This is a genomic window from Paenibacillus sp. BSR1-1 (genome assembly GCF_030403775.1).
Taxonomy (GTDB): Bacteria; Bacillota; Bacilli; order Bacillales; family Cytobacillaceae; genus Neobacillus.
Window position 1 is genome coordinate 1 of record NZ_JAQMWQ010000049.1, and the last position, 1,451, is coordinate 1,451.

General features: G+C 49.4%; 2 tRNA genes and 2 rRNA genes. All 4 read left to right on the forward strand.

From position 1 onward, the window contains the following. A 16S ribosomal RNA gene (locus tag PH210_RS29650) occupies positions 1 to 84 on the forward strand; the annotation flags it as partial. A gap of 114 nt (positions 85 to 198) precedes the next feature. Further along, positions 199 to 275, forward strand: a tRNA-Ile gene (locus PH210_RS29655). A 9-nt stretch (positions 276 to 284) separates the two neighbouring features. Continuing rightward, positions 285 to 360, forward strand: a tRNA-Ala gene (locus tag PH210_RS29660). A gap of 107 nt (positions 361 to 467) precedes the next feature. Next, positions 468 to 1,451 (forward strand): 23S ribosomal RNA (locus PH210_RS29665); the annotation flags it as partial.

The following is a 1,451-nucleotide window of genomic DNA, read 5'->3' on the forward strand; positions in this document are numbered from 1 at the left end:
CAGCCGCCTAAGGTGGGACAGATGATTGGGGTGAAGTCGTAACAAGGTAGCCGTATCGGAAGGTGCGGCTGGATCACCTCCTTTCTAAGGATATAAGCTGGACGTAAGAGCCAGACAATAACGTTTGTTTGATTGTTTTGTGTTTGTTTAGTTTTGAAAGATTGATTCTTTCACTTAATTTCATAACTTTCGTTATGAGGGCCTATAGCTCAGCTGGTTAGAGCGCACGCCTGATAAGCGTGAGGTCGATGGTTCGAGTCCATTTAGGCCCACCACTTCATAACGGGGCTTTAGCTCAGCTGGGAGAGCGCCTGCTTTGCACGCAGGAGGTCAGCGGTTCGATCCCGCTAAGCTCCACCAATTTCGTTCTTTGAAAACTAGATAATCGTATAGAAGAAGTAACCAAGTAAAAACCGAGTAATCGCCATTTTAGTTTTTCTCTCTATTTATTAGAGTAAAACCTTTTAGGTTAAGTTAGAAAGGGCGCACGGTGGATGCCTTGGCACTAGGAGCCGATGAAGGACGGGACTAACACCGATATGCTTCGGGGAGCTGTAAGTAAGCTTTGATCCGGAGATTTCCGAATGGGGGAACCCACTGCTCGTAATGGAGCAGTATCTTTACCTGAATACATAGGGTACTGAAGGCAGACCCGGGGAACTGAAACATCTAAGTACCCGGAGGAAGAGAAAGCAAACGCGATTCCCTAAGTAGCGGCGAGCGAAACGGGAACAGCCCAAACCGAAAGGCTTGCCTTTCGGGGTTGTAGGACACTCAACATGGAGTTACAAAGGAACGGGGTAGATGAAGCGACCTGGAAAGGTCAGCCATAGAAGGTAAAAGCCCTGTAGTTGAAACTTCGTTCCCTCCTGAGTGGATCCTGAGTACGGCCGGACACGTGAAATCCGGTCGGAAGCAGGGAGGACCATCTCCCAAGGCTAAATACTCCCTAGTGACCGATAGTGAACCAGTACCGTGAGGGAAAGGTGAAAAGCACCCCGGAAGGGGAGTGAAAGAGATCCTGAAACCGTGTGCCTACAAGTAGTTAGAGCCCGTTAATGGGTGATAGCGTGCCTTTTGTAGAATGAACCGGCGAGTTACGATTACATGCAAGGTTAAGTTGAAGAGACGGAGCCGCAGCGAAAGCGAGTCTGAATAGGGCGTTTGAGTATGTGGTCGTAGACCCGAAACCAGGTGATCTACCCATGTCCAGGGTGAAGTCCAGGTAACACTGGATGGAGGCCCGAACCCACGCACGTTGAAAAGTGCGGGGATGAGGTGTGGGTAGCGGAGAAATTCCAATCGAACTTGGAGATAGCTGGTTCTCTCCGAAATAGCTTTAGGGCTAGCCTCACGTTGTTAGAGTCTTGGAGGTAGAGCACTGTTTGGACTAGGGGCCCTCATCGGGTTACCGAATTCAGACAAACTCCGAATGCCAAAGACTTATCCGT